Below are 24,341 nucleotides of genomic sequence, written 5' to 3' on the forward strand. Positions count from 1 at the left end.
GCGGCGCCGGGCAGAACCCGCGCCGCTATAATGAATCTCCATTGAATCGACTCGCCGCAAAATGCGGTGATTTCTGCTACCTATGCGCTTCGACCTCGAGCGGCCTTCACAGAACGCCACGTCGCATCGCGTCGCCGTGTTGCTGATCAATCTCGGCACGCCCGACGCGCCGACGCCGCGCGCGGTGCGCCGCTACCTTGCGCAGTTCCTGTCCGATCCTCGCGTGGTCGAAATTCCGGCGCTGCTGTGGCAGCTCATTCTGCGTCTGCTGATTCTGCCGTTTCGCGGCCGCAGCTCTGCGAAGAAGTATGCGGCGGTGTGGATGCCCGAGGGCTCACCGCTGCGCGTCCACACCGAAAAGCAGGTCGAGGGCCTGCGCCATCTGCTGCAACTGAACGACTACACGGTGCTGGTCGACTACGCGATGCGCTACGGCACGCCCGGCATTCCGGCAATGCTGAACCAGCTGAAGCTCGCGGGCGCCGAGCGCGTGTTGCTGATGCCGATGTATCCGCAGTATTCGGCGTCGACCACTGCGACCGCGTTCGACGAAGCCTTTTCCGCTCTCAAGCGCATGCGCAACCAGCCGGAAGTCCGCACCGTGCGCCAGTACGCCGATCACCCGGCGTACATCGCGGCGCTCGCCGCACAGGTGCACCACTACTGGCATCTGCACGGCCGCCCCGATTTCGCGGCGGGCGACAAGCTCGTGCTCAGTTTCCACGGCGTGCCCAAGCGCACGCTCGACCTCGGCGACCCGTACCACGAGCAATGCCAGCAGACCGGCGCGCTGCTGATGCAGGCGCTCGATTTGACGTCGGTCGAATGCCGCATCACATTCCAGTCGCGCTTCGGCAAGGCCGAATGGCTGCAGCCCTACACGGCGCCGACGTTGAAGGAACTCGGCGCGGCAGGCGTGCGGCGTGCTGACGTGTTTTGCCCGGGTTTCACCGCCGACTGCCTCGAAACGATCGAGGAAATCGGCATGGAAGTGCGCGGCGAATTTCTGCAGGCGGGTGGCAAGGAGTTTCACCGGATCGCCTGTCTGAACGCGTCGCAGCCGTGGGTTGCCGCGCTTGGCGAAATCGTTGCGCAGCATCTGCAGGGCTGGCCCGTGCAGGCGGTGCCGGTGCCGCACACGACAGGAGCTTGAATACGCAGATGAACTACCGCATTTCAACCGAACCGGGCGCGAAACTGCGCATCGACAAATGGCTGTGGGCCGCGCGCTTCTTCAAGACGCGTTCGCTGGCCGCGGAGGCGGTCGACAAGGGGCGGGTGCGTATCGGCGGCGTCGCCGTGAAGCCGGCGAAGGACGTGCGTGTTGGCGATCTGGTCGAAATCGAGATCGAGCGCTACGTGTGGCAGGTGGAGGTGCTGGGCGTATGCGACGTACGCGGTCCGGCGAGCGTCGCGCAGACGCTTTATGTGGAAACCGCGCAGAGCAAGGCGAAGCGGCAGGTCGAGCAGGAACGGCGCAAGGTCTACCACGAGCCGGCCGCCGCGCTGCACGGCCGACCGACCAAACGCGACCGGCGCACTATCGACAGATTTTCAGGTGGGGATTGAGAAACTGCTCCACGGTGGCGTGTGCGCCGCCGTACTCGGTGGTGTGGTCGTTGACCGCACCGGACATGCAGATGGTCGTGGTGCCCGCGATCAGTACCAGTGCGACCACCCCGATTGCAAAGGTCAGTTTCACGGTACTCCCCTTGATGGGCTGAAACAGGCTATCGGAACGACTGTCAGGTGTCGGTAACGCTTACGTCAGATTAGGGTTAACGTGGCGTTGCCGCTCCATGACTGGAGAATAGGTCAGTTGCGGGCTGCACTCAATCTCTATCTGATTGCGCCACGTTGAGGCTTGTTACGGCGCATTTCGCCTGCACGTCGGTGGTGCGAAAAAACCCTCGACCGGCTTGAAACGGCTTTTTCAGGCCCCATCTGGGGTCCGGTCTGGCGGATCGGCGCGAAGACGCGTGTCGCGATTTTGCAAAGCATGAATCGTACTGTGTCGGAACGGCTTGCACCGCCTTTGGCTTTTACTTTTTAACGACTTTCAGCGACATGGAAAACACGCAAGAGAACCCGACGAGCCAGAATCCCACGCCCGCCGACGAAGCCGCGCGCCAGGCCGCCGAGGCGGCCGGGGCCGCTGCTCAACAGCCGGACACCGGCGCCCCCGCGGAACCGGCCCAGGGTGCCGCCGAGCAGGCGCTGGCCGACGCTCAGGCGAAGATCGCCGAGTTGCAGGAAAGCTTCCTGCGCGCGAAGGCCGAAACCGAAAACGTGCGCCGTCGCGCTCAGGAAGACGTCGCCAAGGCGCACAAGTTTGCGATCGAGAGCTTCGCCGAGCATCTGCTGCCGGTGGTCGACAGTCTCGAGGCGGCCGTCGCCCATTCGTCCGACGACTTGCAGAAGGTCCGCGAAGGCGTCGAGCTCACGCTGCGGCAGTTGAGCGGCGCGCTCGAGAAGGGTCGCGTCGTGGCGATCAATCCGGTCGGCGAAAAGTTCGATCCGCATCGCCATCAGGCCATTTCGATGGTGCCGGCCGACCAGGAGCCGAACACCGTCGTCGCGGTGCTGCAAAAGGGCTTTGTGATCGCGGATCGCGTGCTGCGTCCCGCGCTCGTGACCGTCGCGGCGCCGAAGTAATCACGTCGACACTCGCTCCGGGCGTTTGCGCCGGTGGCGTCTGCTGCGTCGCTTCGCATCGCTACGTGCCGCAAAGGTCCCATCGATTCAGGCACTTCCGGCGAACCACGCCGGGGGCGCCGCACAGACTGACGGAGCGGGCTCGCGGCGAAGATTCAGGCGCCTCACCCCGTGATTGAAAAAAATTAAAGACCGCATAGCAAAAGAGGTCTTGAAAACGATGTGGCCGCACTTATTTTGAGTGCAGGTATGAATTGAGAGCGGATCGTCCCGCCGCCAGATGGGTCAACCGGGCGCTTTCCGCAGCGATCAAAGTCAGGAGATTTGTAAAAATGGGCAAAATCATCGGTATCGACCTCGGCACGACCAACTCGTGCGTGGCGATCATGGAAGGCAACTCGGTCAAGGTCATCGAGAATTCGGAAGGCGCGCGCACCACGCCGTCGATCATCGCTTACATGGATGACAGCGAGATCCTGGTCGGCGCGCCGGCCAAGCGTCAGTCGGTCACGAACCCGAAGAACACGCTGTTCGCGGTCAAGCGCCTGATCGGCCGCCGCTTCGAAGAGAAGGAAGTGCAGAAGGACATCGGCCTGATGCCCTACAAGATCATCAAGGCCGATAACGGTGACGCATGGGTCGAAGTGCGCGACCAGAAGCTCGCGCCGCCGCAAATCTCCGCCGAAGTCCTGCGCAAGATGAAGAAGACCGCTGAGGACTACCTTGGCGAGACCGTCACGGAAGCCGTGATCACGGTGCCGGCGTACTTCAACGACAGCCAGCGTCAGGCAACCAAGGACGCCGGCCGCATCGCCGGTCTGGAAGTCAAGCGGATCATCAACGAACCGACCGCCGCGGCTCTCGCGTTCGGTCTGGACAAGGCCGAAAAGGGCGATCGCAAGATCGCGGTGTACGACCTGGGCGGCGGTACGTTCGACGTGTCGATCATCGAAATCGCGGACGTCGACGGTGAAATGCAGTTCGAAGTGCTGTCCACGAACGGCGATACGTTCCTCGGCGGCGAAGACTTCGACCAGCGCATCATCGACTACATCATCGGCGAGTTCAAGAAGGAGCAGGGCGTCGATCTGTCGAAAGACGTGCTCGCGCTGCAGCGCCTGAAGGAATCGGCTGAAAAGGCGAAGATCGAACTGTCGTCGAGCCAGCAGACCGAAATCAACCTGCCGTACATCACGGCGGACGCATCGGGTCCGAAGCACCTGAACCTGAAGATCACGCGCGCCAAGCTGGAAGCGCTGGTCGAAGACCTGATCGAACGCACCATCGAGCCGTGCCGCGTCGCGATCAAGGATGCGGGCGTGAAGGTCGGCGAAGTCGACGACGTGATCCTGGTCGGCGGTATGACCCGTATGCCGAAGGTGCAGGAAAAGGTGAAGGAGTTCTTCGGCAAGGATCCGCGCCGTGACGTGAACCCGGACGAAGCCGTGGCCGTTGGTGCCGCGATCCAGGGCCAGGTTCTGTCGGGCGACCGCAAGGACGTGCTGCTGCTCGACGTGACCCCGTTGTCGCTCGGCATCGAAACGCTCGGCGGCGTGATGACGAAGATGATCAACAAGAACACGACGATCCCGACCAAGCACGCGCAGGTCTACTCGACGGCTGATGATAATCAAGGCGCCGTGACGATCAAGGTGTTCCAGGGCGAACGCGAAATGGCAGCGGGCAACAAGCTGCTCGGCGAGTTCAACCTCGAAGGCATTCCGCCGGCACCGCGCGGCGTGCCGCAGATCGAAGTGAGCTTCGACATCGACGCGAACGGCATTCTGCACGTCGGCGCGAAGGACAAGGCGACCGGCAAGGAGAACCGCATCACGATCAAGGCGAACTCGGGTCTGTCCGAAGCCGAAATCGAGAAGATGGTGAAGGACGCCGAAGCGAACGCGGAAGAAGATCACAAGCTGCGTGAGCTGGCCGACGCCCGCAACCAGGGTGACGCCCTCGTCCACAGCACGAAGAAGGCGCTGACCGAGTACGGCGACAAGCTCGAAGCTGGCGAGAAGGACAAGATCGAAGCCGCGTTGAAGGACCTCGAAGACGCGCTGAAGAGCAACTCGAGCGACAAAGCCGCGATCGAAGCGAAGATCGAAGCGGTGGCCACGGCCTCGCAGAAGATGGGCGAGAAGATGTACGCCGACATGCAGGCTGCGCAAGGTGCCGAAGCGGCGGCGGGCGCGGCGGGCGGTGCCGGTGCATCGGCGGGTGCGAGCCAGCAGGCCGACGATGTGGTCGACGCTGACTTCAAGGAAGTGAAGAAAGACTAAAGCCAGGTCGGCATCCGACCGTAAAGCCGTGCACAGCAATGTGCGCGGCCCGGCTGCACGAGAACGGCGCCCCCGGGGCGCCCAAAGTGCAAGAGCGGTTTTCGCGCCTGGCGAGCCTTTTTGGGGCTCTCCGGGCACGTTCGTTTTATGGAGGGCGTTGTTTTGAACCGTGCCCTGGCGCGGCGCAGACAGCGGCCGGACGAGTCGTGAGACTCCACAGCATTCACAAGGAGCTACCGCGTCGCTTTGCGCGGCGGCGTTGAACCGATATGGCGAAACGGGATTACTACGAGGTTCTGGGCGTCGCAAAGAACGCGAGCGACGACGAAATCAAGAAGGCTTATCGCAAGCTCGCGATGAAGCACCACCCCGACCGCAATCCGGGTCACAAGGATGCGGAAGAGCATTTCAAGGAAGTGAAGGAAGCCTATGAAATGCTGTCGGATTCGCAAAAGCGCGCCGCGTACGATCAGTACGGTCACGCGGGCGTCGATCCGAACATGGGTGGGGCCGGCGCGCAAGGTTTCGGCGGCTTTGCCGATGCATTCGGCGACATCTTCGGCGACATCTTCGGCCAGGCGGCCGGCGGCGGCGCACGCGGAGGCGGCCGCGCGGGCCCGCAGGTGTATCGCGGCGCCGATCTGCGCTACAGCATGGAAATCACGCTCGAGCAGGCCGCACACGGCTACGACACGCAGATTCGCGTGCCGAGCTGGGTTTCGTGCGAAGTCTGCCATGGCTCGGGCGCGAAGCCGGGCACCAAGCCGGAAACCTGCCCGACCTGTAGCGGCTCGGGTTCGGTGCGCATGTCGCAGGGCTTCTTCAGCATCCAGCAGACTTGCCCGAAGTGCCACGGCACCGGTACCTACATCCCCGAGCCGTGCAATCACTGCCACGGCGCGGGTAAGGTGAAGGAAACCAAGACGCTCGAAGTGAAGATCCCGGCCGGTATCGACGACGGCATGCGCATCCGCTCGGCCGGCAACGGCGAACCGGGCATCAACGGCGGTCCGTCGGGCGATCTGTACGTCGAGATTCATATCAAGCAGCACTCGGTGTTCGAGCGTGACGGCGACGATCTGCATTGCCAGATGCCGATCCCGTTCACTACCGCGGCGCTCGGCGGCGATATCGAGGTGCCGACGCTCGCCGGTCGCGCCAGCTTCACGGTGCCGGAAGGCACGCAGTCCGGCAAGACGTTCCGTTTGCGCGGCAAGGGCATCAAGGGGCTGCGTTCGAGCATCGCCGGCGATCTGTACGTACACGTGCAGGTTGAAACGCCGGTCAAGCTCACCGAAGCGCAGCGCGATCTGCTCAAGCAGTTCGAAAAGGCGCTCGTGGAAGGCGGTTCGCGGCATAGTCCGCAAAGCAAGAGCTGGTTCGATCGCGTAAAGAGCTTTTTCGATTGATTTGATTCGGCGGTCAGTATGACGGTGGTCAGTCGCGGCGCGGCGTTCGCGCTGCTCGACGATTGCGGTGCAACGGCGGCGCTTCCGTCGAGCCGCTTGTACACGGGTTTCGTGCGCGAGCGGGTCTGCACGGAGGCGGCGCAGCTCGAAGCCGTGTGCGACAGCGTCGCGGCGGATACCCGGAGCGGTTTGCACGCTGTTGTGCTCGCCGATTATGAATTTGGCCGCGCGCTGATGGGTTTCGATGCGCGCCGGTCTTCTGGAACGCAGCGTGGCAATGCCACGCTGCGTTTTTTATTGTTCGAACGTTGTGCGAAGCTTTCGCGCGACGAGGTCGACGCGTGGCTGACGGCGCGGGACAACGGCGCTCTCGAGCCGTCGGTCGCGGGCACCGCGAACGTGCGCGAGAGCGTCGATCGCGCCGAGTTCGACGCGGCGATCGACGCGATTCACGCCGCCCTGCGCGCGGGCGATTCCTATCAGGTCAACTACACGTACCGCCTCGGCTTCGACGTGTTCGGCTCGCCGCTCGCGTTCTATCGGCGGTTGCGCGCGCGCCAGCCCGTGTCGTTCGGCGCGCTGATCGCGTTGCCGGACGATGCGTGGGTGCTGTCGTGTTCGCCCGAACTATTCGTCGAAAAGCACGGCCCGACGTTGCGCGCGCGGCCGATGAAGGGCACGGCGCCGCGCTCGCAAGATCCTGCCGTCGACCGGGGTAACGCCGAGTTCCTCGCGACCGATCCGAAGAACCGCGCCGAGAACGTCATGATCGTCGATCTGTTGCGCAACGATCTGTCGCGAGTCGCGCGGATCGGCTCGGTCAGCGTGCCGGCGTTGTTTTCGGTCGAGCCGTATGCGTCGGTGTGGCAGATGACGTCGACTGTCGAGGCGACGTTGCTCGATGGCACCTCGTTCGCGACGATCCTGCGCGCGCTGTTTCCCTGCGGCTCGATTACCGGTGCGCCGAAGCATCGCACGATGCAGTTGATCGACGAACTGGAAAGCACGCCGCGCGGGCTCTATACCGGCGCGATCGGCTGGCTCGATGCGCCGGGCGATGATCACGATTGCGGCGACTTTTGCATGTCGGTCGCGATTCGCACGTTGACGTTGACTGCGTCATCGGCGTCAGACGGTGGCACGAACGGTCTGCGCGGCAGCATGGGCATCGGCGCGGGCATCGTGCTCGACAGCGTGGCCGCCGACGAGCACGAGGAGTGTCGATTGAAAGCACGTTTTCTGATGGGCGCCGAGCCGGGTTTCGAACTGTTCGAAACGATGTACGCGACGCGGGAAGACGGCGTGCGGCACGTCGAGCGGCATCTGCGGCGCTTGTCGTCGAGCGCCGCGACGCTTGGCTTCGGGTTCGACGAAGCGCGCATTCGTGGGGAGATTTCAGCGCGGTGCGCCACGCTCCCGGCGCAGATGCCGCATCGAATGCGGCTTGCTTTGAGCAAGAGCGGGGTGACCCAGATCTCGGCCGCGATACTTGCGCCGTTGGCGGATGCGATCGTTGGTGTTCTGCTCGGCCCCGAAGCTCAGTTCGCGCCGACCCACGCCGCCGATCCGCTGCTGCGCCACAAGACCACGCGCCGGGCAGACTACGACCGCGGCTGGCGCGAAGCCGAAGCGAAGGGCGCCTTCGATACGCTGTTTTTCAACGAACGGGGCGAACTGACCGAAGGCGGCAGGTCGAACGTGTTCGTGAAGCTCGCGGGACAATGGTGGACGCCGCCGCTCGCGTCAGGCGTGCTGCCGGGTGTATTGCGAAGCGTGTTGCTCGACGACGCGTCGGGCTTGCGGGCAGGTGAAAAAGTGCTGACGCGGGCGGATGTGCTGAACGCCGAAGCGCTGCTCGTGTGCAACGCGTTGCGCGGCGCGGTGCCGGCACGGCTTGTTGGTTAAAGCACTGAAAAATACGGGAATGCCGCGCGCTCGCGCGGCAATGAAGCATCAGAACGTGTGCTCGGCGCCGGGAAACGTGCCGTCCTTTACCGCCCGCACATACGCCTCGACGGCCGCCTGAATATTTGGCTGCCCCTGCATGAAATCCTTCACGAAGCGCGGTCGCTTGCCAGGAAAAATCCCGAGCATGTCGTGCAGCACCAGCACCTGACCCGAGCAGCCGAGGCCCGCGCCGATACCAATCGTCGGAATGCGCAGCTGCTGCGTGACCTCGCCCGCGAGTTGCGACGGGATCGCTTCCATCACGATCAATTGCGCGCCGGCTTCCTGCACGGCGAGCGAATCGCGCAGCAGCTGGCTCGCGCCCGCTTCGGTCTTGGCCTGCACCTTGAAGCCGCCGAACGCATGCACCGACTGCGGCGTGAGACCCACATGCGCGCACACCGGAATCGAGCGCTCGACCAGAAACCGCACCGTGTCGGCGAGCCATTCGCCACCTTCGAGCTTGACCATCTGCGCGCCCGCGCGCATCAGTTCGACCGAGCTCCTGAATGCGTCTTCGCGCGTGCCGTAGGTGCCGAACGGCAGGTCCGCGACGATCAGCGCCGACGGCCGCGCGCGCGCGACGCTCGCCGTGTGATACGCGATGTCGGCAAGCGACACCGGCAGCGTGGTCGCCTGGCCTTGCAGGACGTTGCCGAGCGAGTCGCCGATCAGCAGCACGTCGACGCCCGCGCGATCGAGCAGCGCGGCGAAGCTCGCGTCGTAACAGGTGAGCATGGCGATCTTTTCGCCAGCGTCGCGCATTGCCTGCAGTTTCGGCACGGTGATCGCGCTCCGGCTCGCTTCCTGCAAATAAGTCATGGTCAATCCAGTGAAAAAAATGAACTAGCCGCGCCGCTTACAGCGACGTGGCTTTGACAAAGAATTCCTTGCGGCCGCGCATCGTCTCGATGCGTTCGGCGAGCAGCGCAAGGTCCGCGTCGGAGTCGAGCGGATTCAGGTGTTCGGCGTTGACCGTCAGCACGGGCGTGCGGTCGTAGTGGTAGAAGAATTCGTTGTACGCGTCGCACAGCGCGCGCAGATAGGCATCGGAAATCTGCAGCTCCATCGGCACCGCGCGCTTCTGGATGCGCGCGAACAGCACCTCTGGGCTCGCCTGCAGATAAACGACGAAGTCCGGCTCCGGCGCGCTGACGTCGAGCCGCACGGCAAGCGCGCGGTACAACTGCCACTCGTCTTCCTGCAAGGTCAGACGCGCGAAGATGTCGTTTCGCTGCGTGATGAAGTCGGCGATCAACGGCGTGCCGCTCGCCTGCGCGGCGCTGACTTCCTGCGCCTGCTGCGCGCGTTGCAGTGCGAAGTGCAACTGCACCGGTAGCGCATAGCGCGTGGTGTCGCGATAGAAGCGTTCAAGAAACGGATTGTCTTGCGAGCGTTCGAACAGTTCGTGCATGGACCAGCGTTGCGCGAGGCGCCGCGCGAGTGAGGTTTTGCCGACGCCGATCGGCCCTTCGATCGCGATATAGCCGAACGGCGGGCGCAGCTGCGGCGCGGTGACCGTGAGCGGCGGCGAACTCATTCGCAACGGCCTTTTTCGGCGGAATTGCCGGTCAGCGCATTGAGCATCGGGCACTGGCAGGGCGACTTTACTTTCTCGATGCGCTGATCGCTCACGCTGTCGAGCAGCGCGGCGGCCCGGCCATGCAGCGGAATGACGATCGCCGCGTCGATCTCGACGAGCGGCACCAGCGCAAACGCGCGCTCGACGAGGCGTGGGTGCGGCACGATCAGATCGGCTTCGTCGATCGATTGATCGCCATACAGCAGGATGTCGAGATCGAGCGTGCGCGGCGCATTGCGGAACGGCCGCTCACGGCCGAACTGATGCTCGATCTTGTGGCACAGCGCGAGCAGATGCCGCACGGGGAGCGTCGTTTCCAGCTTCACGACGCAGTTGAAATAGTCGTCGCCGCCCGCGTCGATCGGGGCAGTACGATACAGGCTCGATTTGGCGAGCACGGTGATGGTGTGCTGTTGTGCGAGGCACACCACCGCGTCTTTCAGGGTCTGGCGCGCGTCCCCGAGATTCGCGCCGAGGCCGAGATAAGCAACCGTCATGGCATAACTTCCTGCAGCTATCGTTTTGACGGCTTTTCCGCGAACGCCGCGTCAGTCTTCGTGCGAGCCTTCGAGGCCCGCGTCGTTGTCCGTGCGTTCGGCGGACGAGCCGCCCTCCACTCCGTCACCTGATTTGCGGCTTCTGGCGCCACCGCGCCGCCGTCGTTTTCTTGGGCTCCGGTCCTTCCCGCCTTGCGTGAGCAATGTCTCGCGCGCGGCGACGTCTCCTTCGATGAACTCCGTCCACCACGCGCCGACCGACTCGTCGAGTTCGCCCGATGCGCAGCGCAACAGGAGGAAATCATACCCCGCTCTAAATCTTTGGTGTTCGAGCAGCTTCAGCGCGCTGCGCCCCGAGCGTTTTTCGAGGCGCAGCTGCAGGCCCCAGATCTCGCGCATGTCGGCCGAGAAGCGCTTGTGGATCGCGAGCTTTTCGGTCTGCATGTCGAGCACTTCGTCCATCGCGCGATGCAGCGCAGGCACCGGATACTCGTCTTCGGCCTCGAACTTCTGCCAGCGCTGCTGCACGTCGTGCCACAACAGCGTCGCGAACAGGAAGCCCGGCGACACCGGCTTGCCGGCGAGCACGCGTGCATCTGTGTTAGAGAGTGCCAGAGAAATGAATTTCTCGCCGGTCGGCTGCTCGAGCACGACGTCGAGCAGCGGCAACAGCCCGTGATGCAGGCCTTCCTGGCGCAGCCGCGTCAGGCACGCGAGCGCGTGACCCGACAGCATCAGCTTCAGCATTTCGTCGAACAGACGCGCGGCGGGCACGTTGTTGATCAGATCGGCCATCTTCTCGATCGGCGCGCGTGTGGCGTCGTCGATGTCGAAGTCGAGCTTGGCGGCGAAGCGCACGACGCGCAGCATGCGCACCGGATCCTCGCGATAGCGCGTGGCCGGGTCGCCGATCATGCGCAACAGGCGCGCGCGCATATCGGCCATGCCGTTGTGGTAGTCCAGTACGGTTTGTGTGGCCGGATCGTAGTACATCGCGTTGATCGTGAAGTCGCGGCGCGTGGCGTCCTCGTGCTGCTCGCCCCACACGTTGTCGCGCAGCACGCGGCCGCTCGCATCGACCGCGTGGGTGCGGCGGTCGAGCTCGTCGCGCTTCAGACGCTTCGGCGGCGGCGCGTCGGCCGCGGGCGGATCGACCAGCGCGCGGAACGTCGAGGTTTCGATGATTTCCTGGCCGAACTGCACGTGCACGATCTGGAAGCGCCGGCCGATGATGCGCGCGCGGCGGAACAGCTTCTGCACCTGTTCGGGAGTCGCGTCGGTCGCGACGTCGAAGTCTTTCGGCTTGACGCCGAGCAGCAGGTCGCGCACCGCGCCGCCGACGATGAACGCACGGAAGCCCGCCTGTTGCAGGCCCTCGGTCACGCGGATCGCATTGCGCGAGATCAGCGTGGGGTCGATGCCGTGCACGTCGTGCGGAATGATGACGGGTACGTCCGGCTCGCGCGGCGCTTGCGCGGCAGCAGCGGCACCTGCGGACTTGCGGCGCGGCCGCGCGGCCGTGCCGGAAGCGGTCGTGCCGGATACGGTCGTGCCGGATACGGACTTGCCGCGCGCCGGCGGCTTGCCATTGGCATTGCCGTCGACGCTGGCGGCGGCGGAGAGCGTGTCGTCAGCGGTCGCCGTGTCCTGGCCGAATAGCTTGCGGATGAGTTTCTTGATCACGAGGGTTGGAAGAGTTCGAGGACGCGCCAGCCTTTGGCCTGCGCATGGGCGCGCAACGTGTCGTCCGGATTGGTCGCGATGGGATCGGTGACTTTTTCGAGCAGCGGGATGTCGTTGTGCGAATCGCTATAGAAATAGCTGTGCTCGAAGTCGCTCCAGCTCTTGCCGAGCGACGCGAGCCACATTTCGGTGCGCACGATCTTGCCTTCCTTGTAGCTCGGCGTGCCGGTGGGGCGACCGGTGTAGGCGCCGTGCGGCTCCCCGCCGACGGTCTCCGCCTCGCACGCGATCAGCGTGTCGACGCCGAACGCCTGCGCGATCGGCCGCGTGATGAACTCGTTGGTCGCGGTGACGACGCAGCACAGGTCGCCCGCTTCACGATGCTGTTTCACGAGTTCGAGCGCCACCGGCTGGATGGCCGGCGTGATGACCTCGTGCATGTACTGCGCGTGAAAGTCAGCGAGCTGCGCGCGCGTGTACTTCGCGAGCGGCGTCAGCATGGCGATCAGATAAGCGTGAATGTCGAGCTTGCCGGCCTTGTAGTCGGCGTAAAAGCGATCGTTTTCACGGGCGAAATTTTCGGCGTCGACCATGCCTTTTTTCACCATGAAGCGGCCCCATTCGTGGTCGCTGTCGGTGGGAATGAGCGTGTGGTCGAGATCGAAGAGTGCAAGGTTAGCCATGGGCGCCTATTTTACTTGAAGCGGGAAGAGCGGCGTGTGAACCCGGCGCGGCGGCGGGGTCGGGCGACGCGAGCATCGTGCGCAACAGCGGCAGCGTGACCGCGCGTTTCTGTTCGAGCGAGAAGCGGTCGAGTGCGTCGAGCAGCGCCATCAGGCTCGGCATGTCGCGGCGAAAGTGCGTGAGCAGGTAGGCCGGCACGTCGTCGGCGAGCATGATGCCGCGCTCGCGCGCCGCGCGTTTCAACACCGCGGCCTTCGCGTCGTCGGGCAACGGCGCAAGGTGAAACACCAGTCCCCAGCCGAGGCGCGTGCGCAAATCTTCGCGCACCGTCATGCCGATCGGCGCCGCGTTGCCCGCGGCGACGAGCGCGCTGGTCGGATGAGCGCGCACTTCGTTGAACAGGTTGAACACGGCGATCTGCTGCGCGGCCGACAGCGCGTCGCAGTCGTCGATTGCATAGAGCGCGACGCGCGGATCGAAGCCGAAGGCGGCGAGGCTGCTTTGCGGCCCGGCGAAGCGCGCATGCCCCGGCGGCGCTTCGTGCACGAGCGCCTGCAGCAGGTGCGTGCGGCCGCTGCCGGCTTCGCCCCAGATGTAGAAGGTGCGATCGGCGACCGGTCCGGAGGCGAGCGCGTCGTCGAGCTCACGCAGGCGCGTGACCAGCTCGGCGTTCGCGCCGGCGAAGAAATTGTCGAATGTCGATGGCGGCGGGGTGCCGAGATCGAGCGTCAGTTGACGAAGCACAGTAGGTTAATGCCGAAAATGAGGCTCAGGCCGCGAGTGACCCGGACCTCGGGGCCTGGAAGGTTGCCAGGCGCTCAGTTGTCGTGAAGCGTGCTCGCCGGGTCGTGAGGCCGCGCGTCGCGAAGCACGGCTGGCGCAATTGCGCGGGTCGGCTGCGCCGGAATCGGGGTGTCGTGTTGCAATGTCGTTTCCAGGATATCGTCGGAACGCGTGAATTCCAGCCAGGCGACCAGCATCGGGTAAAATCGCATTTTACCGACCTTCGAGCTTTTCCCCATGAATCAACCGAAATCCGCCGAGCATTCAACCGATTCGGCCCAAGGTTTGTCGTATCGCGACGCCGGCGTGGACATCGATGCGGGTGACGCCCTCGTCGACGCCATCAAGCCCTTTGCCAAGAAGACCCTGCGCGACGGCGTGCTGGGCGGCATCGGTGGATTCGGCGCGTTGTTCGAAGTGCCGAAGAAGTACAAGGAACCGGTGCTCGTGTCCGGTACCGACGGCGTCGGCACCAAGCTGCGTCTCGCGTTCCAGCTGAACAAGCACGACACGGTCGGCCAGGATCTGGTCGCAATGAGCGTCAACGACATCCTCGTGCAGGGCGCCGAGCCGCTCTTCTTCCTCGACTATTTCGCCTGCGGCAAGCTCGACGTCGGCACGGCGGCGACCGTCGTGAAGGGCATTGCGCACGGCTGCGAGCTGTCGGGCTGCGCGTTGATCGGCGGCGAAACCGCGGAAATGCCGGGCATGTACCCGGACGGCGAATACGACCTGGCTGGTTTCGCGGTCGGCGCGGTGGAAAAGAGCAAGATCATCGACGGCAGCAAGATCGCGTCGGGCGACGTGGTGCTCGGGCTCGCGTCGAGCGGCATCCATTCGAACGGCTTTTCGCTCGTGCGCAAGATCATCGAGCGTGCCAATCCCGATCTGAACGCGGACTTCGACGGCCGCACGCTCGCCGACGCGCTGATGGCGCCGACGCGCATCTACGTGAAGCCGCTGCTCGCGCTGATGCAGCAGATCGAGGTCAAGGGTATGGCGCACATCACGGGCGGCGGCCTGGTCGAGAACATTCCGCGCGTGCTGCGCGAAGGCCTGACGGCCGAGCTCGACCATCGCGCGTGGCCGCTGCCGCCGCTGTTCTCGTGGCTGCAGAAGCACGGCGGCGTCGCCGATGCGGAAATGCACCGCGTGTTCAACTGCGGTATCGGTATGGCGGTGATCGTGTCGGCCGCGGATGCCGAAGCGGCGATCGGTCTGCTGTCCGCGGCGGGCGAGCAGGTCTGGAAGATCGGCACGGTCCGTGAAAGCGCAGCGGGTGAAGCGCAGACGGTCGTGGTCTAAAGATTGACGCGGGCTCGCGTGGCGTGCCGCAATGGTGCGCCGCGCGGGCTTCGAATCCTTCTTCACATTTCCCGCTTCAAATTCCCGCTTCAAATTCCCGCTTTACGTCCCTCCGATTCCCCCAACGCTGATCGGCGCCTCAAACCAGCGTTTCGATCAACTCCACCACCCGCGCCGTCGCGTGCGGATCGCAGCAATCCACCACCTGTCTTTCCGGCATGCTGCGCAGCCACGTGAGCTGCCGCTTGCAGAGTTGCCGCGTCGCGAAGACGCCCTTGTCGCGCATGGTCCGATAGTCGACCGCGCCATCGAGGTATTCCCACACCTGCCGATACCCGACGCAGCGCATCGACGGCATCTCGGGCAGCAGGTCGCCGCGCGCGCGCAGCTTCACCACTTCATCGACGAAACCGTGCGCGAGCATCGAATCGAAGCGCTGCTCGATGCGCGCGTGCAGCACGCCACGCTCGGACGGCTCCAGCGCGACCGGCACGAAGCTTGCCGATGCGGCGTGGTCGGTGCGCGCGGGCGCGGCGAGCAGCGTCGACATGGGCTGGCCGGTCAGCATGAACACTTCCAGCGCGCGCTGGATGCGCTGCGAATCGTTCGGCGCGAGACGCGCGGCCGTGACCGGATCGAGCGCGGCGAGCCGCGCGTGAAGCGCCGGCCAGCCGTCGCGGGCGGCGTCGGCGTCGAGCCTCGCGCGTACTTCGGCATCGGCGGCGGGCAGGTCGTTGAGGCCCTGCGTGAGCGCCTTGTAGTAAAGCATCGTGCCGCCGACCAGCAGCGGCAGCCGCCCGCGCGCATGAATTTCTCCGACGAGCCGCAGCGTATCGGCGCGAAACTGCGCGGCCGAGTACGAGTCGGCCGGATCGACGATATCGATCAGATGATGCGGCGCGACCGCGCGTTCTTCCGCGGTCGGCTTCGCGGTGCCGATGTCCATCTCGCGATAGACGAGCGCCGAGTCGACGCTGATGATTTCGACCGGCCGCCGCGCGGCGAGCGCGAGCGCGGCGGCGGTCTTGCCGGACGCGGTCGGGCCGAGCAGGCACGGGATGGGGGTAGGGTGTGACGTCATGGGCAAGCGGGCGCGCGGCGCAACGGTGTGATCGAAACGCAGCGTCGTTACTGCCCGCGCATGAACAGCCGATCGAGATCGGCCAGCGTCAGCTGATACCAGGTCGGACGCCCGTGGTTGCACTGATCGGCGCGCTCGGTCGCTTCCATCTGGCGCAACAGCGCGTTCATTTCGTCGAGCGTCAGACGCCGGTTCGCGCGCACCGCGTGATGGCACGCGAGCGTGCCGAGCAGTTCGTGCTGACGCTCGGTCAGCACGCGCGAGCCGCCGAATGCATGCAGGTCGGACAGCACCGCGCGCGCAAGCGCTTGCAGGTCGGCGTCCTTCAGCAAAGCGGGGACCGCGCGGATCGCGAGCGTGGTCGGCGACAGCACCGCGAGGTCGAAGCCGAGCGCATCGAGCGTATCGCGCTCTTCCTCGACCGTGCCGATTTCGACCGGATCGGCGTGCATCGTCTGCGGGATCAGCAGCGGCTGCACGGCGATCGCGCGGTCGGCGAGCGCGCTCTTGAACTGCTCGTACAGGATGCGCTCGTGTGCCGCATGCATGTCGACGATTACGAGCCCTTGGCGGTTCTGCGCGAGCACGTAGATGCCGTGGATCTGGCCTAGCGCGAAGCCGAGCGGCTGGTCGTCGGTGGCGTCGAATGCGGGGGAAGCCGGGCGCGGCGCGAACGGCGCTGCGTCGTATGGCGACGTCGTGTCGGTTGCGGAGTCGCGCGCTTCGAACAGCGACGCGCCTTCGACCCGGCCGGCAAGCGGATCCTTGCGGCCGAACAGCGCGTCGTAACCGGCGAGCGGTTGCGCGACCGGCAGCGTGCCTTGCGTCATGCGTGCCTGGCGCATCCACGTATTGCCAGGCTGCGAGGCGCCCGGGGCGCCGAAGCTGCTGAAGCCGCTGCCGCCGCCAAGGCCGCCGCGGCTTCCCGCGCCGAAGCCCGCGCCGCTCGAAAGACCGGCGCCCGCGCCAATGCCGTCGGCTACGCCGCTCGTGACACCCGGCGGCGTCGAGCCAGATGAAGCCGGTGCACCGGCCGACGGTTCCAGGTGCGCCGCATGCCCGCCCGCCGTCGTTTCAGGCGACGCGCCCGCGTGCCGAGCGAGCGCGCGCTGCACCGCATGGAACACGAACTGGTGGATCGAGCGCGAATCGCGGAAACGCACCTCGATTTTCGACGGATGTACGTTCACGTCGACGCCTTCGGGCGGCAGATCGAGGAACAGCACGTACGACGGATAACGCTCACCGTGCAGCACGTCTTCATACGCGGCGCGCACCGCGTGCGTGAGCAGCTTGTCACGCACGAAGCGGCCGTTGACGAAGAAATACTGTTGATCGGCGCGACCGCGGCTCGCGGTCGGCAGACCGGCGCAGCCGTAGATCGCAAGCGGACCGGCGGATTCGCCGAGCGGCAGATGGGCGGTCGCGAACGTCTCGCCGAGAATCTTCGCAACCCGCGCGGGCGGCTCGCTCGCGTTCCAGTGCTCGACGGCCTTGCCGTTGTGCAGCACCGAGATCGCGACGTCCGGCCGCGCGAGCGCGGCGCGGCGGATCTGTTCAAGACAGTGGCCGAGTTCGGTCTGTTCGCTTTTCAGGAATTTGCGGCGTGCCGGGGTGTTGAAGTACAGCTCGCGGACTTCGATCGTCGTGCCCTGGGTGCCGGCGGCGGGACTCAGCACGCCGGTTTCCGCGTCGATGCGCACCGCGTGCGGCACATCTGCGGTGCGGCTCGTGATGCTCATCTGCGCGACCGACGCAATCGACGCCAGCGCTTCGCCTCGGAACCCGAGCGTCGCGACCGCTTCGAGCTCGGCAAGCGAGCGGATCTTGCTGGTCGCATGGCGCGTCAGGGCGAGCACGAGTTCGTTCTCGGGGATGCCGCAGCCGTCGTCGGTGATCGAGATGCGTTTGACGCCGCCTTCGTCGAGCAGGATGCGCAGCGTCTGCGCGCCCGCGTCGAGCGCATTCTCGAGCAGCTCCTTGACTACCGACGCCGGCCGCTCGACCACTTCGCCTGCGGCGATCTGGCTGATCAATTGATCGGGGAGCGGCTGGATGGCGCGCAACGGACGCGGCACGGGCGCCGCGCGGGAGGCGTCGGAAGGTGCGGCCGCGGCCGCGGTGCCCGCAGGCGTTTCGGAGAATTCGGACATGGCGAAATTATAGCGACTCGGCGCACGCCGCCCGCGCAGACGCCCAACCAGCAGATTTTCATTCGACCCGAGGCACTTTCGGTATCATGTCGCGGTCAATTCGCAGCGGTCGGCCCGCCGCTTGCTGCCCCTGTTGCTGGGTCGCGCGGTGGCCGTTTTCCCTCTACGCATACACTGGTTTAAAAGGACGTCCCTTGGATACGTTGCTACATTTCGCCAATCTTGTCCTGCACATCGACAAGTTTCTCGGAGACTTCATTCAGGTCTACGGCGCTTGGGTCTACGCGGTGCTGTTCGCGATCGTGTTCGCTGAAACGGGGCTCGTGGTGCTGCCGTTTCTGCCGGGCGATTCGCTGCTGTTCATCGGCGGCGCGTTCTGCGCGACCGGGCAGATGCATCTCGGACTGCTGATCCTGTTGCTGCTGGTGGCGGCGGTCTCGGGCAATACGACCAACTATCTGATCGGCCGCGCGATCGGACCGCGCGTGTTCAATACGCACATTCCGGTGCTCGAGCGCTTTCTCGATCGCGCCGCGCTGCAGAAGACGCACAACTTCTATGAGAAACACGGCGGCAAGACGATCGTGCTCGCGCGTTTCATCCCTGTCGTGCGGACGTTTGCGCCGTTCGTCGCGGGCGCGTCGTCGATGACGTGGAGCCGCTTCCAGATGTTCAACGTCGTCGGCGCGCTGTTGTGGGTGCTGCTGCTGACACTGCTCGGTTATTTCTTCGGCAACATCCCGTTCATCCGTCAGTATCTGAACGTGATCGTGCTGGTCGGTATCGGCGCGGCGATCGTACCGATCGTGCTCGGCGCGCTGTGGAAGATGCTGCGCAAGAATGGCGCGAACGCGAGTACGCGTTGATGACGAGTTGTTTGCGGTATTTCGGGCCTTGAAAACACGAAAGGCGTCGCGAATCTCGCGACGCCTTTTTTCATGCCGCCATGCCGACGACCCTTGTCGGGTGCGCGCGGAGGTTCGATCAGATCAATCGCGCGTGATCGCTCGCGGTGCGAGTGGCGTTTCCGGCGTCGGATAGCCGGCTTCCTTGAAGGTCTGAACGATCGCGCGATTGGTGTCGAAGTAGACCTGCCAGTAGTTCTGGTTGGACGAGTAAGGGCGCACGCACAGCAGCGGTCCTTCCGGCGTGAAGCTCAAGACCTCGATATCCGGCGCGGGGTTCTCGGCCACGTTCGGAATCTTCGCGACGGCGGCTTTCAAACGCGCGATCGCATCGGTCGGATCGACGCCATTGGCGATCTTCGCGGTCAGCTCGACGCGCCGGAACGGCAGCACGCTGTAGTTCGAGATCGTGTCGGAGAAGATCTTGTTGTTGCCGATGATGGTCGTCACGTTGTCCGGCGTCACGATCGTGGTGCCGAACAGGCCCAACTCCGTGACGGTGCCGGTGACGCCCGCGGCCATGACGAAATCGCCGACCTTGAACGGCCGCAGCACCTGCATGAACACGCCGGCCGCGAAATGCGCGAGCAGGCCGCCCCACGCAGTACCGATCGCGAGGCCGAGGCCGGCGAGCAACGCGGCGAACGACGTCGTCTGCACACCGAAGATTTCCAGGATCGCGAGGACGAGCAGCAGGTTCAGCAACCCGGCGAGAATCGACGCGAGGTAGTGGGCGAGTGTCGGGTCGACCCGGCCGTTGCGTGCGAGCAGCTTGCGCGACAGGTTGGAGATCAGCCCGATGATCCAGCGGCCGACGAGCCACAGCACGATTGCGCCGATGACCTTGGTGCCGATGTCGATGCCACGGGTCATGATGAATGCACGTACGGTTTCGATATCCAAGATGTTTCCTCGTTATAGGTTGCCATCAACGGATTGAACGACGGTGGTGCCATGACCCACAACGCGCGGTCTTCGGGAGTTATAGCCGACGGCGCCCGCATGCGCAAGGACCGTTCCTGCCCTGCTCGCGGCGGCAATATAGCGATGAAACATGGCGGGGCGTACGTGAAAAGCCGGTCGGGGCGTGCCGGGCTCACATGCGCAGCCGCGATTCGGAGTACGGTGACGTCTGGATGACAACCGCGTTGTCCGGGTCGCTTTTCACGCCGCGCCGGCGCCTCGATATCCGATGCCACGTGAACGCGATCACGATCGCGAGCGCATACGCGCCAGCACGCTGAAGAAACGACGTCGGCAGGGCGAATTGTCCATAGCGGTTCTGCGCGTCGGCGAACACGACAAACGTCAACAAGCCGTCGAGCACGCACGCGGCCAGCGCGATCACGATGAAAATCGCAGGGCCGCTCAGCGCGGCACCCGACCCGAACCGGTTATACAGTCGACAGGCCATCGATACGATGGCGAACAAGGCGAGGTTCGACAGCAGATCGAACAGAAAGGTGGTCATTATCGGTTCAATGAAAAAGCAATGGGCCGTGGGGTTGCCGGAACGTATGCTCGCGCAAGGTTCAGACATGCTCCGCTGATTCGGCGGCGATCATTGCATATCTTTTCATCTCGATAAATAACCAGACAAAGCGAAGGTCGTATCGCTCTTTCTTTCGTTTGTTTTTTTATGCAATCGGAATGTGAAAAGTCCTTCGCAAATTTATAGTACTGCGACGGTTTCCGTGCGCTGCGCCTCAGAAGCGATAAGAAATGCCGAGCTGCAACGTCGGATACCATCGATAAGGCGAGGCCTTATCGCGCAGTTGCTGCAATCCGGTGTTGATGATCTGCTGACTCATCTCCGGTCCCGCGGCCTGCGACAGCGCCGGCGACAGTGTGTACGAGGATTTCGGAATGCCGTAGGCGACACCGAGATCCACCACGAGCCCCCAGCCATTGGCTCTCGGGTGCAAGCCATAGCCGATGCCAAGGTAGGGCATCGCGGTTGGGTATCGGGCGGTCGCCGTCGCGTACTCGCCAGGAAAGGCCGGTGAGGCTTTGCCCTCGAATACGTACATGCCGTTGGTCGGAACCGAGTTGCCGCTGACTTCGTTGTCGGTCAGACGCAGGCCCGCTGTCACGCGAAAGCCGGTGCCGGCCCACGGAAAGAAATCGCCGTATAGACCGCCCTGACGCAGCCGTATGCCGTCTTCGTAGCGATTGCCGCCAACCTCGAAGTTGTGCGACAAATTGATCGCGTTGAAGTCCGCGTGCACGCCGAACCACGACGTGACGCTCCACGCCGCGCCAACCCCGATGCCCAGCGTGCCGCCTTGCAGATAGACCTCCTGCGCATGCGACGTTTCGATCAGACACGGCAAGGCCACTACCCAGATTACCTTTCCAGCTTTCATGGGTGCCCCTGAGCGGCGGGCAGCCCGATCGTTGCGGGACGCGCTCGCCGTTTTGTCGTTTCTTCTTTGTTGCTCTCTTTGTCGCGAACGCTCTAAGGCGTCGTGAAGCGATCATGCGAGCAGAGGGCGTAGACGGTCTGTGAGGTGGCGAACCATACGGTCAAATGAATGGGGTCGGAGTGCGCGACGATGTCGCCGCGTCGCGATTCAGTTCGAGCGACGGCAGATGTCAATCGCGGGGCCTTGGCGAGGAGCGCCGCCTCGCTTTGGGTGTGGCCGGTCGGTAAGGAAGCTTAGGGAACTGCGCATCGCCGATGACGCTTGCCCACGCCTTCATCCAGCAGGTGGCGAGTGTCTTTTCAGCTTCTGACTGAGCGCGCATAAGGCGGCTCGTGGCAAGACGCAAACGAGCCAACGCATATTCCTTGCGTGTGGATTCCCGCCGCAAAAGCGAATGATTCTTCTGCATGCCGGCCACCGAAAAGTCAGCGAGAAGCGTGGCAAATTAAATCGGGCCGCATTGCATCGTACCCGACGAACGACCGCGCGGCGCAAGCGACGGACTGCTGTCGAGTAAGGATTCGCTGGGGCGTCGCGTCGCAACACCTGCCACTGTGGTGAAAACGACAAATCAACCTTGTTTAATTTTGACAAGTCGCGCCGTGCGTTTATCCGTGCGACGATGAAATCGTCAATGTTCCTGACATGAAGATCCAGTTACGGGGGCTCCATGAGTAGCATTCCGCTTATCTGGGCAGCGGTGCCGCACAACAGCGACGGTGTTGTCTTTCAGATCCGGCTTGGCCGCGGACTTCAGCGTTTTCATGTGTCGCGGCGCGTGCTCGAGGATGTGTTCGAGCTCCAACGAAAAGCGTCCGACGCGCGCCAACTCGAATTCTTCTATGTGCACGAGCAACGCATCCTCGCGCGCGCCAGCGCAAAGCGTGCGACGGCCTGCTCGGCCACCGTTTCACTACGGGCCGCCGATTTCGGCGTGTCGAACGACAGCGAGCGCTGGGCGGCGCCGAGCGGCGTCGCGCACGGCCTCATCTAGGCGAACCAATGTTTGACGCGCCGCCGCGATCAACGGGCGGCCGTGCGTCGATGCCGCGCGTCAGCGTGCCTTGAGCTGCGCCTCGAGCACTTCGAACGTACCGGGGATGACCGTCGCGCGCGGATGAGAATTGGCAGCCGTGGCCGGGTCGGCCGCGCCGAACTTCGACGACACCAGATAGATCCGGTGCTGCTGTTCATCGAGCGCCATCGTTTTCGCGCCTTCCAGCGTTGGCATGTTCTGCGCGACCGTGTAATGGTCCGCATCGTCTTCATGCACGATCGTCAGCGTGCCGTCCGCGCCGTTCGAACTGAACGCGAGCTTCAAGGCCGGATCGAAAGCCGCCGCGTCGGGGTGACCCCCTATCAGCACCTCGGCCACGCGACGGCCCGACGTCGTATCGACGATCATCATGCGGTGATTGGCGCAAACCGAAAACAGGCGCTCGCTCGCCGGATCGATCGCGAGTCCGGTCGGCGACTCGCACCGTGCGAGTGGCCAATGCGCCAGCACCGTCGCGGACCGACCGTCCATCTCGACGATCTCGGCGCGATCTTCCACATTGACGAACACGTGCCCGTGGCTGTCCGCCGCGAGCGCCTCCGGCTTGCCGCCCACGCTCATCGTGGCGACCACCTTGCGCGTCGCGACGTCGATTGCGCTGACGCTGCCGTCGTGGCCATTGCTCACGAAGACGCGCCGCAAGGCCGGCACGTAGAGGATGCCGTCCGGGTCGGGGCCCGCGGCCTTGATGCTGTCGACGACCTTGAGTGTGTCGAGATCGACGACGCTCACCGTATTGGCGCGGCCGTTGGTGACGAAGCCGAGCTTGAGGTCCTCCACGAACGCGAAGCCGTGCACGCCGTCGGTGTTGGCGATCTCGCCGACCGGTTTGCCGGTGCGCGTATCGATCACCTGCACGTGCGTGTCGCGGCTGATGAAGAGGTGCTGGCGAACAGCGTCGTACGCCACGTAATCCCAACGCTCGCCGCCTTCGAGGCCATAGCGTTTCGCGATTTCGAATTGATCGGCGTTGGCGCCCGTCGCCGCATGGACGTTCGACAGCGCGAGCAGGGAAGCGACGCCGCCGGCGATCAAGGCGGACAGGATATTTTTCAGTTTCACGTTGAGTAGATTCTTACTGGTACTGCGGATGGATTGGGAAGGGGGACGCCATTCCGGTGGGCGGATGACGTCCCTCGTGCGGTTGGGCGTTAGCGGATCATCATTCGTGGTCGTCGAGTTTGAAGTCGACCCACAATTGCTCCGAGAGCGTTTTGCCCACGAATGCGGACTCGGGTTTCGGATAAGCGGCGTCGCGCACGGCTGCGAGCGCTGCGCGGTCCAACAGTCCGATACCGCTCGACACCACGACGCTGAGGTCGGACACGACGCCGTCGCGATACCGGAACGCGACGCGTGTGCGGCCCGTCATGCCAGCCATGCGGGCCGACTCGGGATAGCGCAGCGCGGCCTGAATCGCCGCGCGCAGCGCACCCTCGAAGCTTGCCGTAGGCGCGGCTGCAACCGGCGCCGCAGCGGGTGCGGGCGGTTGCCGCGCGGGCTGAGCTGGCGGTTGCGGCGCGGGCGCGGATGGCGGCTCGGTCGGTGTCGCCGCGGGCTGCACCGGCACCGGAGTCGGCACGCGCTTCGGCACCGCGGCCGTCACGGGCTTCGCGGGCGTGTGCGCAGCATGGCGCACGGGTACGACCGGCCGCGCGGGAGGCGGCACGGGCTTCGCAGGCGGCTGCGGCGGCTGCGGCGCGGGAGCCGGTGCCGCCAGCGTCAGCAGCGTTGGCGGCGCTTCATGCGATACGGAAGACACCCGGGTCGTATGCGTGAGCAGCGCAATCGTCGCGCCGACCACCAGCGCTTCCGCGACGAGCGCGATGGCGGCGGCCGGCAATAGGCGCGTTCGTTCCTGCACGATCCCGGAGGCGGGTACGGTTGCCATA

The 24,341-nt window shown here is 64.6% G+C and carries 24 protein-coding genes; 9 read left to right on the forward strand and 15 right to left on the reverse strand.

What is annotated here, in order from left to right; translation table 11 throughout:
• The first annotated feature begins 82 nt into the window (after nucleotides 1–82).
• Nucleotides 83–1,153, forward strand: coding sequence for a ferrochelatase (hemH, locus tag OKW29_RS38115; RefSeq protein ID WP_429294523.1), 1,071 nt, complete (start codon nucleotides 83–85; stop codon nucleotides 1,151–1,153).
• A gap of 8 nt (nucleotides 1,154–1,161) precedes the next feature.
• On the forward strand, nucleotides 1,162–1,569 hold the full coding sequence (locus OKW29_RS38120; RefSeq protein WP_018419480.1) for an RNA-binding S4 domain-containing protein: 408 nt from the start codon (nucleotides 1,162–1,164) through the stop codon (nucleotides 1,567–1,569).
• On the opposite strand, the gene OKW29_RS38125 is transcribed toward OKW29_RS38120, so the two are convergent.
• Nucleotides 1,541–1,702 (reverse strand): hypothetical protein, encoded by a 162-nt coding sequence (locus OKW29_RS38125; protein WP_167368620.1) that lies wholly within the window; start codon nucleotides 1,700–1,702, stop codon nucleotides 1,541–1,543. The two genes, OKW29_RS38120 and OKW29_RS38125, sit on opposite strands and share 29 nt — an antisense overlap.
• A gap of 365 nt (nucleotides 1,703–2,067) precedes the next feature.
• On the opposite strand from OKW29_RS38125, the gene grpE reads away from it, so the two are divergent.
• The 4 genes from grpE to pabB all read left to right on the forward strand — a co-directional run bounded on the left by grpE (nucleotide 2,068) and on the right by pabB (nucleotide 8,251).
• Nucleotides 2,068–2,655 carry a nucleotide exchange factor GrpE gene (gene grpE, locus OKW29_RS38130; protein WP_090803117.1) on the forward strand — a complete coding sequence of 196 codons (588 nt, stop codon included), beginning with the start codon at nucleotides 2,068–2,070 and terminating at the stop codon, nucleotides 2,653–2,655.
• 332 nt (nucleotides 2,656–2,987) lie between these two features.
• Complete coding sequence (gene dnaK, locus OKW29_RS38135) at nucleotides 2,988–4,937, forward strand: molecular chaperone DnaK (RefSeq protein ID WP_184067307.1); 1,950 nt, start codon at nucleotides 2,988–2,990, stop codon at nucleotides 4,935–4,937.
• A 269-nt stretch (nucleotides 4,938–5,206) separates the two neighbouring features.
• Nucleotides 5,207–6,346, forward strand: a complete 1,140-nt coding sequence (gene dnaJ / locus OKW29_RS38140) for a molecular chaperone DnaJ (RefSeq protein WP_018419484.1) — start codon at nucleotides 5,207–5,209, stop codon at nucleotides 6,344–6,346.
• A gap of 18 nt (nucleotides 6,347–6,364) precedes the next feature.
• Nucleotides 6,365–8,251, forward strand: coding sequence for an aminodeoxychorismate synthase component I (gene pabB / locus OKW29_RS38145; protein ID WP_429294524.1), 1,887 nt, complete (start codon nucleotides 6,365–6,367; stop codon nucleotides 8,249–8,251).
• A 48-nt stretch (nucleotides 8,252–8,299) separates the two neighbouring features.
• On the opposite strand, the gene panB is transcribed toward pabB, so the two are convergent.
• The 7 genes from panB to OKW29_RS38180 form a co-directional block, all read right to left on the reverse strand.
• Nucleotides 8,300–9,115 carry a 3-methyl-2-oxobutanoate hydroxymethyltransferase gene (panB, locus tag OKW29_RS38150; RefSeq protein WP_184034424.1) on the reverse strand — a complete coding sequence of 272 codons (816 nt, stop codon included), beginning with the start codon at nucleotides 9,113–9,115 and terminating at the stop codon, nucleotides 8,300–8,302.
• 37 nt (nucleotides 9,116–9,152) lie between these two features.
• On the reverse strand, nucleotides 9,153–9,833 hold the full coding sequence (locus OKW29_RS38155; RefSeq protein ID WP_090803123.1) for a deoxynucleoside kinase: 681 nt from the start codon (nucleotides 9,831–9,833) through the stop codon (nucleotides 9,153–9,155).
• Complete coding sequence (gene folK / locus OKW29_RS38160) at nucleotides 9,830–10,372, reverse strand: 2-amino-4-hydroxy-6-hydroxymethyldihydropteridine diphosphokinase (protein WP_090803125.1); 543 nt, start codon at nucleotides 10,370–10,372, stop codon at nucleotides 9,830–9,832. Before folK ends, OKW29_RS38155 begins: the two co-directional genes overlap by 4 nt.
• 51 nt (nucleotides 10,373–10,423) lie before the next feature.
• Nucleotides 10,424–12,055 (reverse strand): polynucleotide adenylyltransferase PcnB, encoded by a 1,632-nt coding sequence (gene pcnB / locus OKW29_RS38165; protein WP_429294525.1) that lies wholly within the window; start codon nucleotides 12,053–12,055, stop codon nucleotides 10,424–10,426.
• Nucleotides 12,052–12,738, reverse strand: a complete 687-nt coding sequence (locus tag OKW29_RS38170; RefSeq protein WP_429294526.1) for an HAD family hydrolase — start codon at nucleotides 12,736–12,738, stop codon at nucleotides 12,052–12,054. The genes pcnB and OKW29_RS38170 overlap by 4 nt, the downstream gene beginning before the upstream one ends.
• On the reverse strand, nucleotides 12,731–13,483 hold the full coding sequence (gene hda, locus OKW29_RS38175) for a DnaA regulatory inactivator Hda (RefSeq protein ID WP_090803130.1): 753 nt from the start codon (nucleotides 13,481–13,483) through the stop codon (nucleotides 12,731–12,733). Before hda ends, OKW29_RS38170 begins: the two co-directional genes overlap by 8 nt.
• 74 nt (nucleotides 13,484–13,557) lie before the next feature.
• Nucleotides 13,558–13,719 (reverse strand): hypothetical protein, encoded by a 162-nt coding sequence (locus OKW29_RS38180; protein WP_429294527.1) that lies wholly within the window; start codon nucleotides 13,717–13,719, stop codon nucleotides 13,558–13,560.
• Nucleotides 13,720–13,759: 40 nt separating this feature from the next.
• Here OKW29_RS38180 and purM point away from each other — a divergent pair, with 40 nt between their 5' ends.
• Nucleotides 13,760–14,827 carry a phosphoribosylformylglycinamidine cyclo-ligase gene (purM, locus tag OKW29_RS38185; RefSeq protein WP_090803131.1) on the forward strand — a complete coding sequence of 356 codons (1,068 nt, stop codon included), beginning with the start codon at nucleotides 13,760–13,762 and terminating at the stop codon, nucleotides 14,825–14,827.
• A 139-nt stretch (nucleotides 14,828–14,966) separates the two neighbouring features.
• Here the strand turns inward: purM and miaA are convergent, their stop codons facing one another.
• Both miaA and mutL read right to left on the reverse strand, forming a co-directional pair.
• Nucleotides 14,967–15,908, reverse strand: a complete 942-nt coding sequence (miaA, locus tag OKW29_RS38190) for a tRNA (adenosine(37)-N6)-dimethylallyltransferase MiaA (RefSeq protein ID WP_429294528.1) — start codon at nucleotides 15,906–15,908, stop codon at nucleotides 14,967–14,969.
• A gap of 47 nt (nucleotides 15,909–15,955) precedes the next feature.
• Nucleotides 15,956–18,061: a DNA mismatch repair endonuclease MutL gene (gene mutL / locus OKW29_RS38195; protein WP_429294529.1), complete on the reverse strand. Its 2,106-nt coding sequence runs from the start codon at nucleotides 18,059–18,061 to the stop codon at nucleotides 15,956–15,958.
• Nucleotides 18,062–18,255: 194 nt separating this feature from the next.
• On the opposite strand from mutL, the gene OKW29_RS38200 reads away from it, so the two are divergent.
• Nucleotides 18,256–18,927 carry a VTT domain-containing protein gene (locus OKW29_RS38200; RefSeq protein WP_176078921.1) on the forward strand — a complete coding sequence of 224 codons (672 nt, stop codon included), beginning with the start codon at nucleotides 18,256–18,258 and terminating at the stop codon, nucleotides 18,925–18,927.
• A gap of 123 nt (nucleotides 18,928–19,050) precedes the next feature.
• On the opposite strand, the gene OKW29_RS38205 is transcribed toward OKW29_RS38200, so the two are convergent.
• From OKW29_RS38205 to OKW29_RS38215, 3 genes are all read right to left on the reverse strand, one after another.
• Nucleotides 19,051–19,869, reverse strand: a complete 819-nt coding sequence (locus OKW29_RS38205; RefSeq protein WP_184067338.1) for a mechanosensitive ion channel family protein — start codon at nucleotides 19,867–19,869, stop codon at nucleotides 19,051–19,053.
• A gap of 193 nt (nucleotides 19,870–20,062) precedes the next feature.
• Nucleotides 20,063–20,437, reverse strand: coding sequence for a hypothetical protein (locus tag OKW29_RS38210; protein WP_429294530.1), 375 nt, complete (start codon nucleotides 20,435–20,437; stop codon nucleotides 20,063–20,065).
• Between the two features lie 235 nt (nucleotides 20,438–20,672).
• Nucleotides 20,673–21,332 (reverse strand): hypothetical protein, encoded by a 660-nt coding sequence (locus OKW29_RS38215; protein ID WP_429294531.1) that lies wholly within the window; start codon nucleotides 21,330–21,332, stop codon nucleotides 20,673–20,675.
• 730 nt (nucleotides 21,333–22,062) lie between these two features.
• Here OKW29_RS38215 and OKW29_RS38220 point away from each other — a divergent pair.
• A complete protein-coding gene (locus OKW29_RS38220) occupies nucleotides 22,063–22,386 on the forward strand; it encodes a hypothetical protein (protein ID WP_429294532.1) in 324 nt (107 codons plus the stop codon).
• 60 nt (nucleotides 22,387–22,446) lie between these two features.
• Here the strand turns inward: OKW29_RS38220 and OKW29_RS38225 are convergent, their stop codons facing one another.
• Nucleotides 22,447–23,511, reverse strand: coding sequence for a hypothetical protein (locus OKW29_RS38225; protein WP_429294533.1), 1,065 nt, complete (start codon nucleotides 23,509–23,511; stop codon nucleotides 22,447–22,449).
• A gap of 100 nt (nucleotides 23,512–23,611) precedes the next feature.
• A complete protein-coding gene (locus OKW29_RS38230) occupies nucleotides 23,612–24,340 on the reverse strand; it encodes a TonB family protein (RefSeq protein WP_429294534.1) in 729 nt (242 codons plus the stop codon).
• Nucleotide 24,341 lies beyond the last annotated feature (1 nt).

The sequence above is a fragment of the Paraburkholderia sp. CI3 genome, assembly GCF_050436505.1.
GTDB classification, from domain to species: domain Bacteria; phylum Pseudomonadota; class Gammaproteobacteria; order Burkholderiales; family Burkholderiaceae; genus Paraburkholderia; species Paraburkholderia tuberum.

Coding starts and splice junctions, on each gene's coding strand:
- hemH (WP_429294523.1), top strand. CDS start 83: ATGCGCTTCGACCTCGAGCGGCCTTCACAGAACGCCACGTCGCATCGC.
- OKW29_RS38120 (WP_018419480.1), top strand. CDS start 1,162: ATGAACTACCGCATTTCAACCGAACCGGGCGCGAAACTGCGCATCGAC.
- grpE (WP_090803117.1), top strand. CDS start 2,068: ATGGAAAACACGCAAGAGAACCCGACGAGCCAGAATCCCACGCCCGCC.
- dnaK (WP_184067307.1), top strand. CDS start 2,988: ATGGGCAAAATCATCGGTATCGACCTCGGCACGACCAACTCGTGCGTG.
- dnaJ (WP_018419484.1), top strand. CDS start 5,207: ATGGCGAAACGGGATTACTACGAGGTTCTGGGCGTCGCAAAGAACGCG.
- pabB (WP_429294524.1), top strand. CDS start 6,365: ATGACGGTGGTCAGTCGCGGCGCGGCGTTCGCGCTGCTCGACGATTGC.
- panB (WP_184034424.1), bottom strand. CDS start 9,115: ATGACTTATTTGCAGGAAGCGAGCCGGAGCGCGATCACCGTGCCGAAA.
- OKW29_RS38155 (WP_090803123.1), bottom strand. CDS start 9,833: ATGAGTTCGCCGCCGCTCACGGTCACCGCGCCGCAGCTGCGCCCGCCG.
- folK (WP_090803125.1), bottom strand. CDS start 10,372: ATGACGGTTGCTTATCTCGGCCTCGGCGCGAATCTCGGGGACGCGCGC.
- OKW29_RS38170 (WP_429294526.1), bottom strand. CDS start 12,738: ATGGCTAACCTTGCACTCTTCGATCTCGACCACACGCTCATTCCCACC.
- OKW29_RS38180 (WP_429294527.1), bottom strand. CDS start 13,719: ATGCTGGTCGCCTGGCTGGAATTCACGCGTTCCGACGATATCCTGGAA.
- purM (WP_090803131.1), top strand. CDS start 13,760: ATGAATCAACCGAAATCCGCCGAGCATTCAACCGATTCGGCCCAAGGT.
- miaA (WP_429294528.1), bottom strand. CDS start 15,908: ATGACGTCACACCCTACCCCCATCCCGTGCCTGCTCGGCCCGACCGCG.
- mutL (WP_429294529.1), bottom strand. CDS start 18,061: ATGTCCGAATTCTCCGAAACGCCTGCGGGCACCGCGGCCGCGGCCGCA.
- OKW29_RS38210 (WP_429294530.1), bottom strand. CDS start 20,437: ATGACCACCTTTCTGTTCGATCTGCTGTCGAACCTCGCCTTGTTCGCC.
- OKW29_RS38215 (WP_429294531.1), bottom strand. CDS start 21,332: ATGAAAGCTGGAAAGGTAATCTGGGTAGTGGCCTTGCCGTGTCTGATC.
- OKW29_RS38220 (WP_429294532.1), top strand. CDS start 22,063: ATGAGTAGCATTCCGCTTATCTGGGCAGCGGTGCCGCACAACAGCGAC.
- OKW29_RS38230 (WP_429294534.1), bottom strand. CDS start 24,340: ATGGCAACCGTACCCGCCTCCGGGATCGTGCAGGAACGAACGCGCCTA.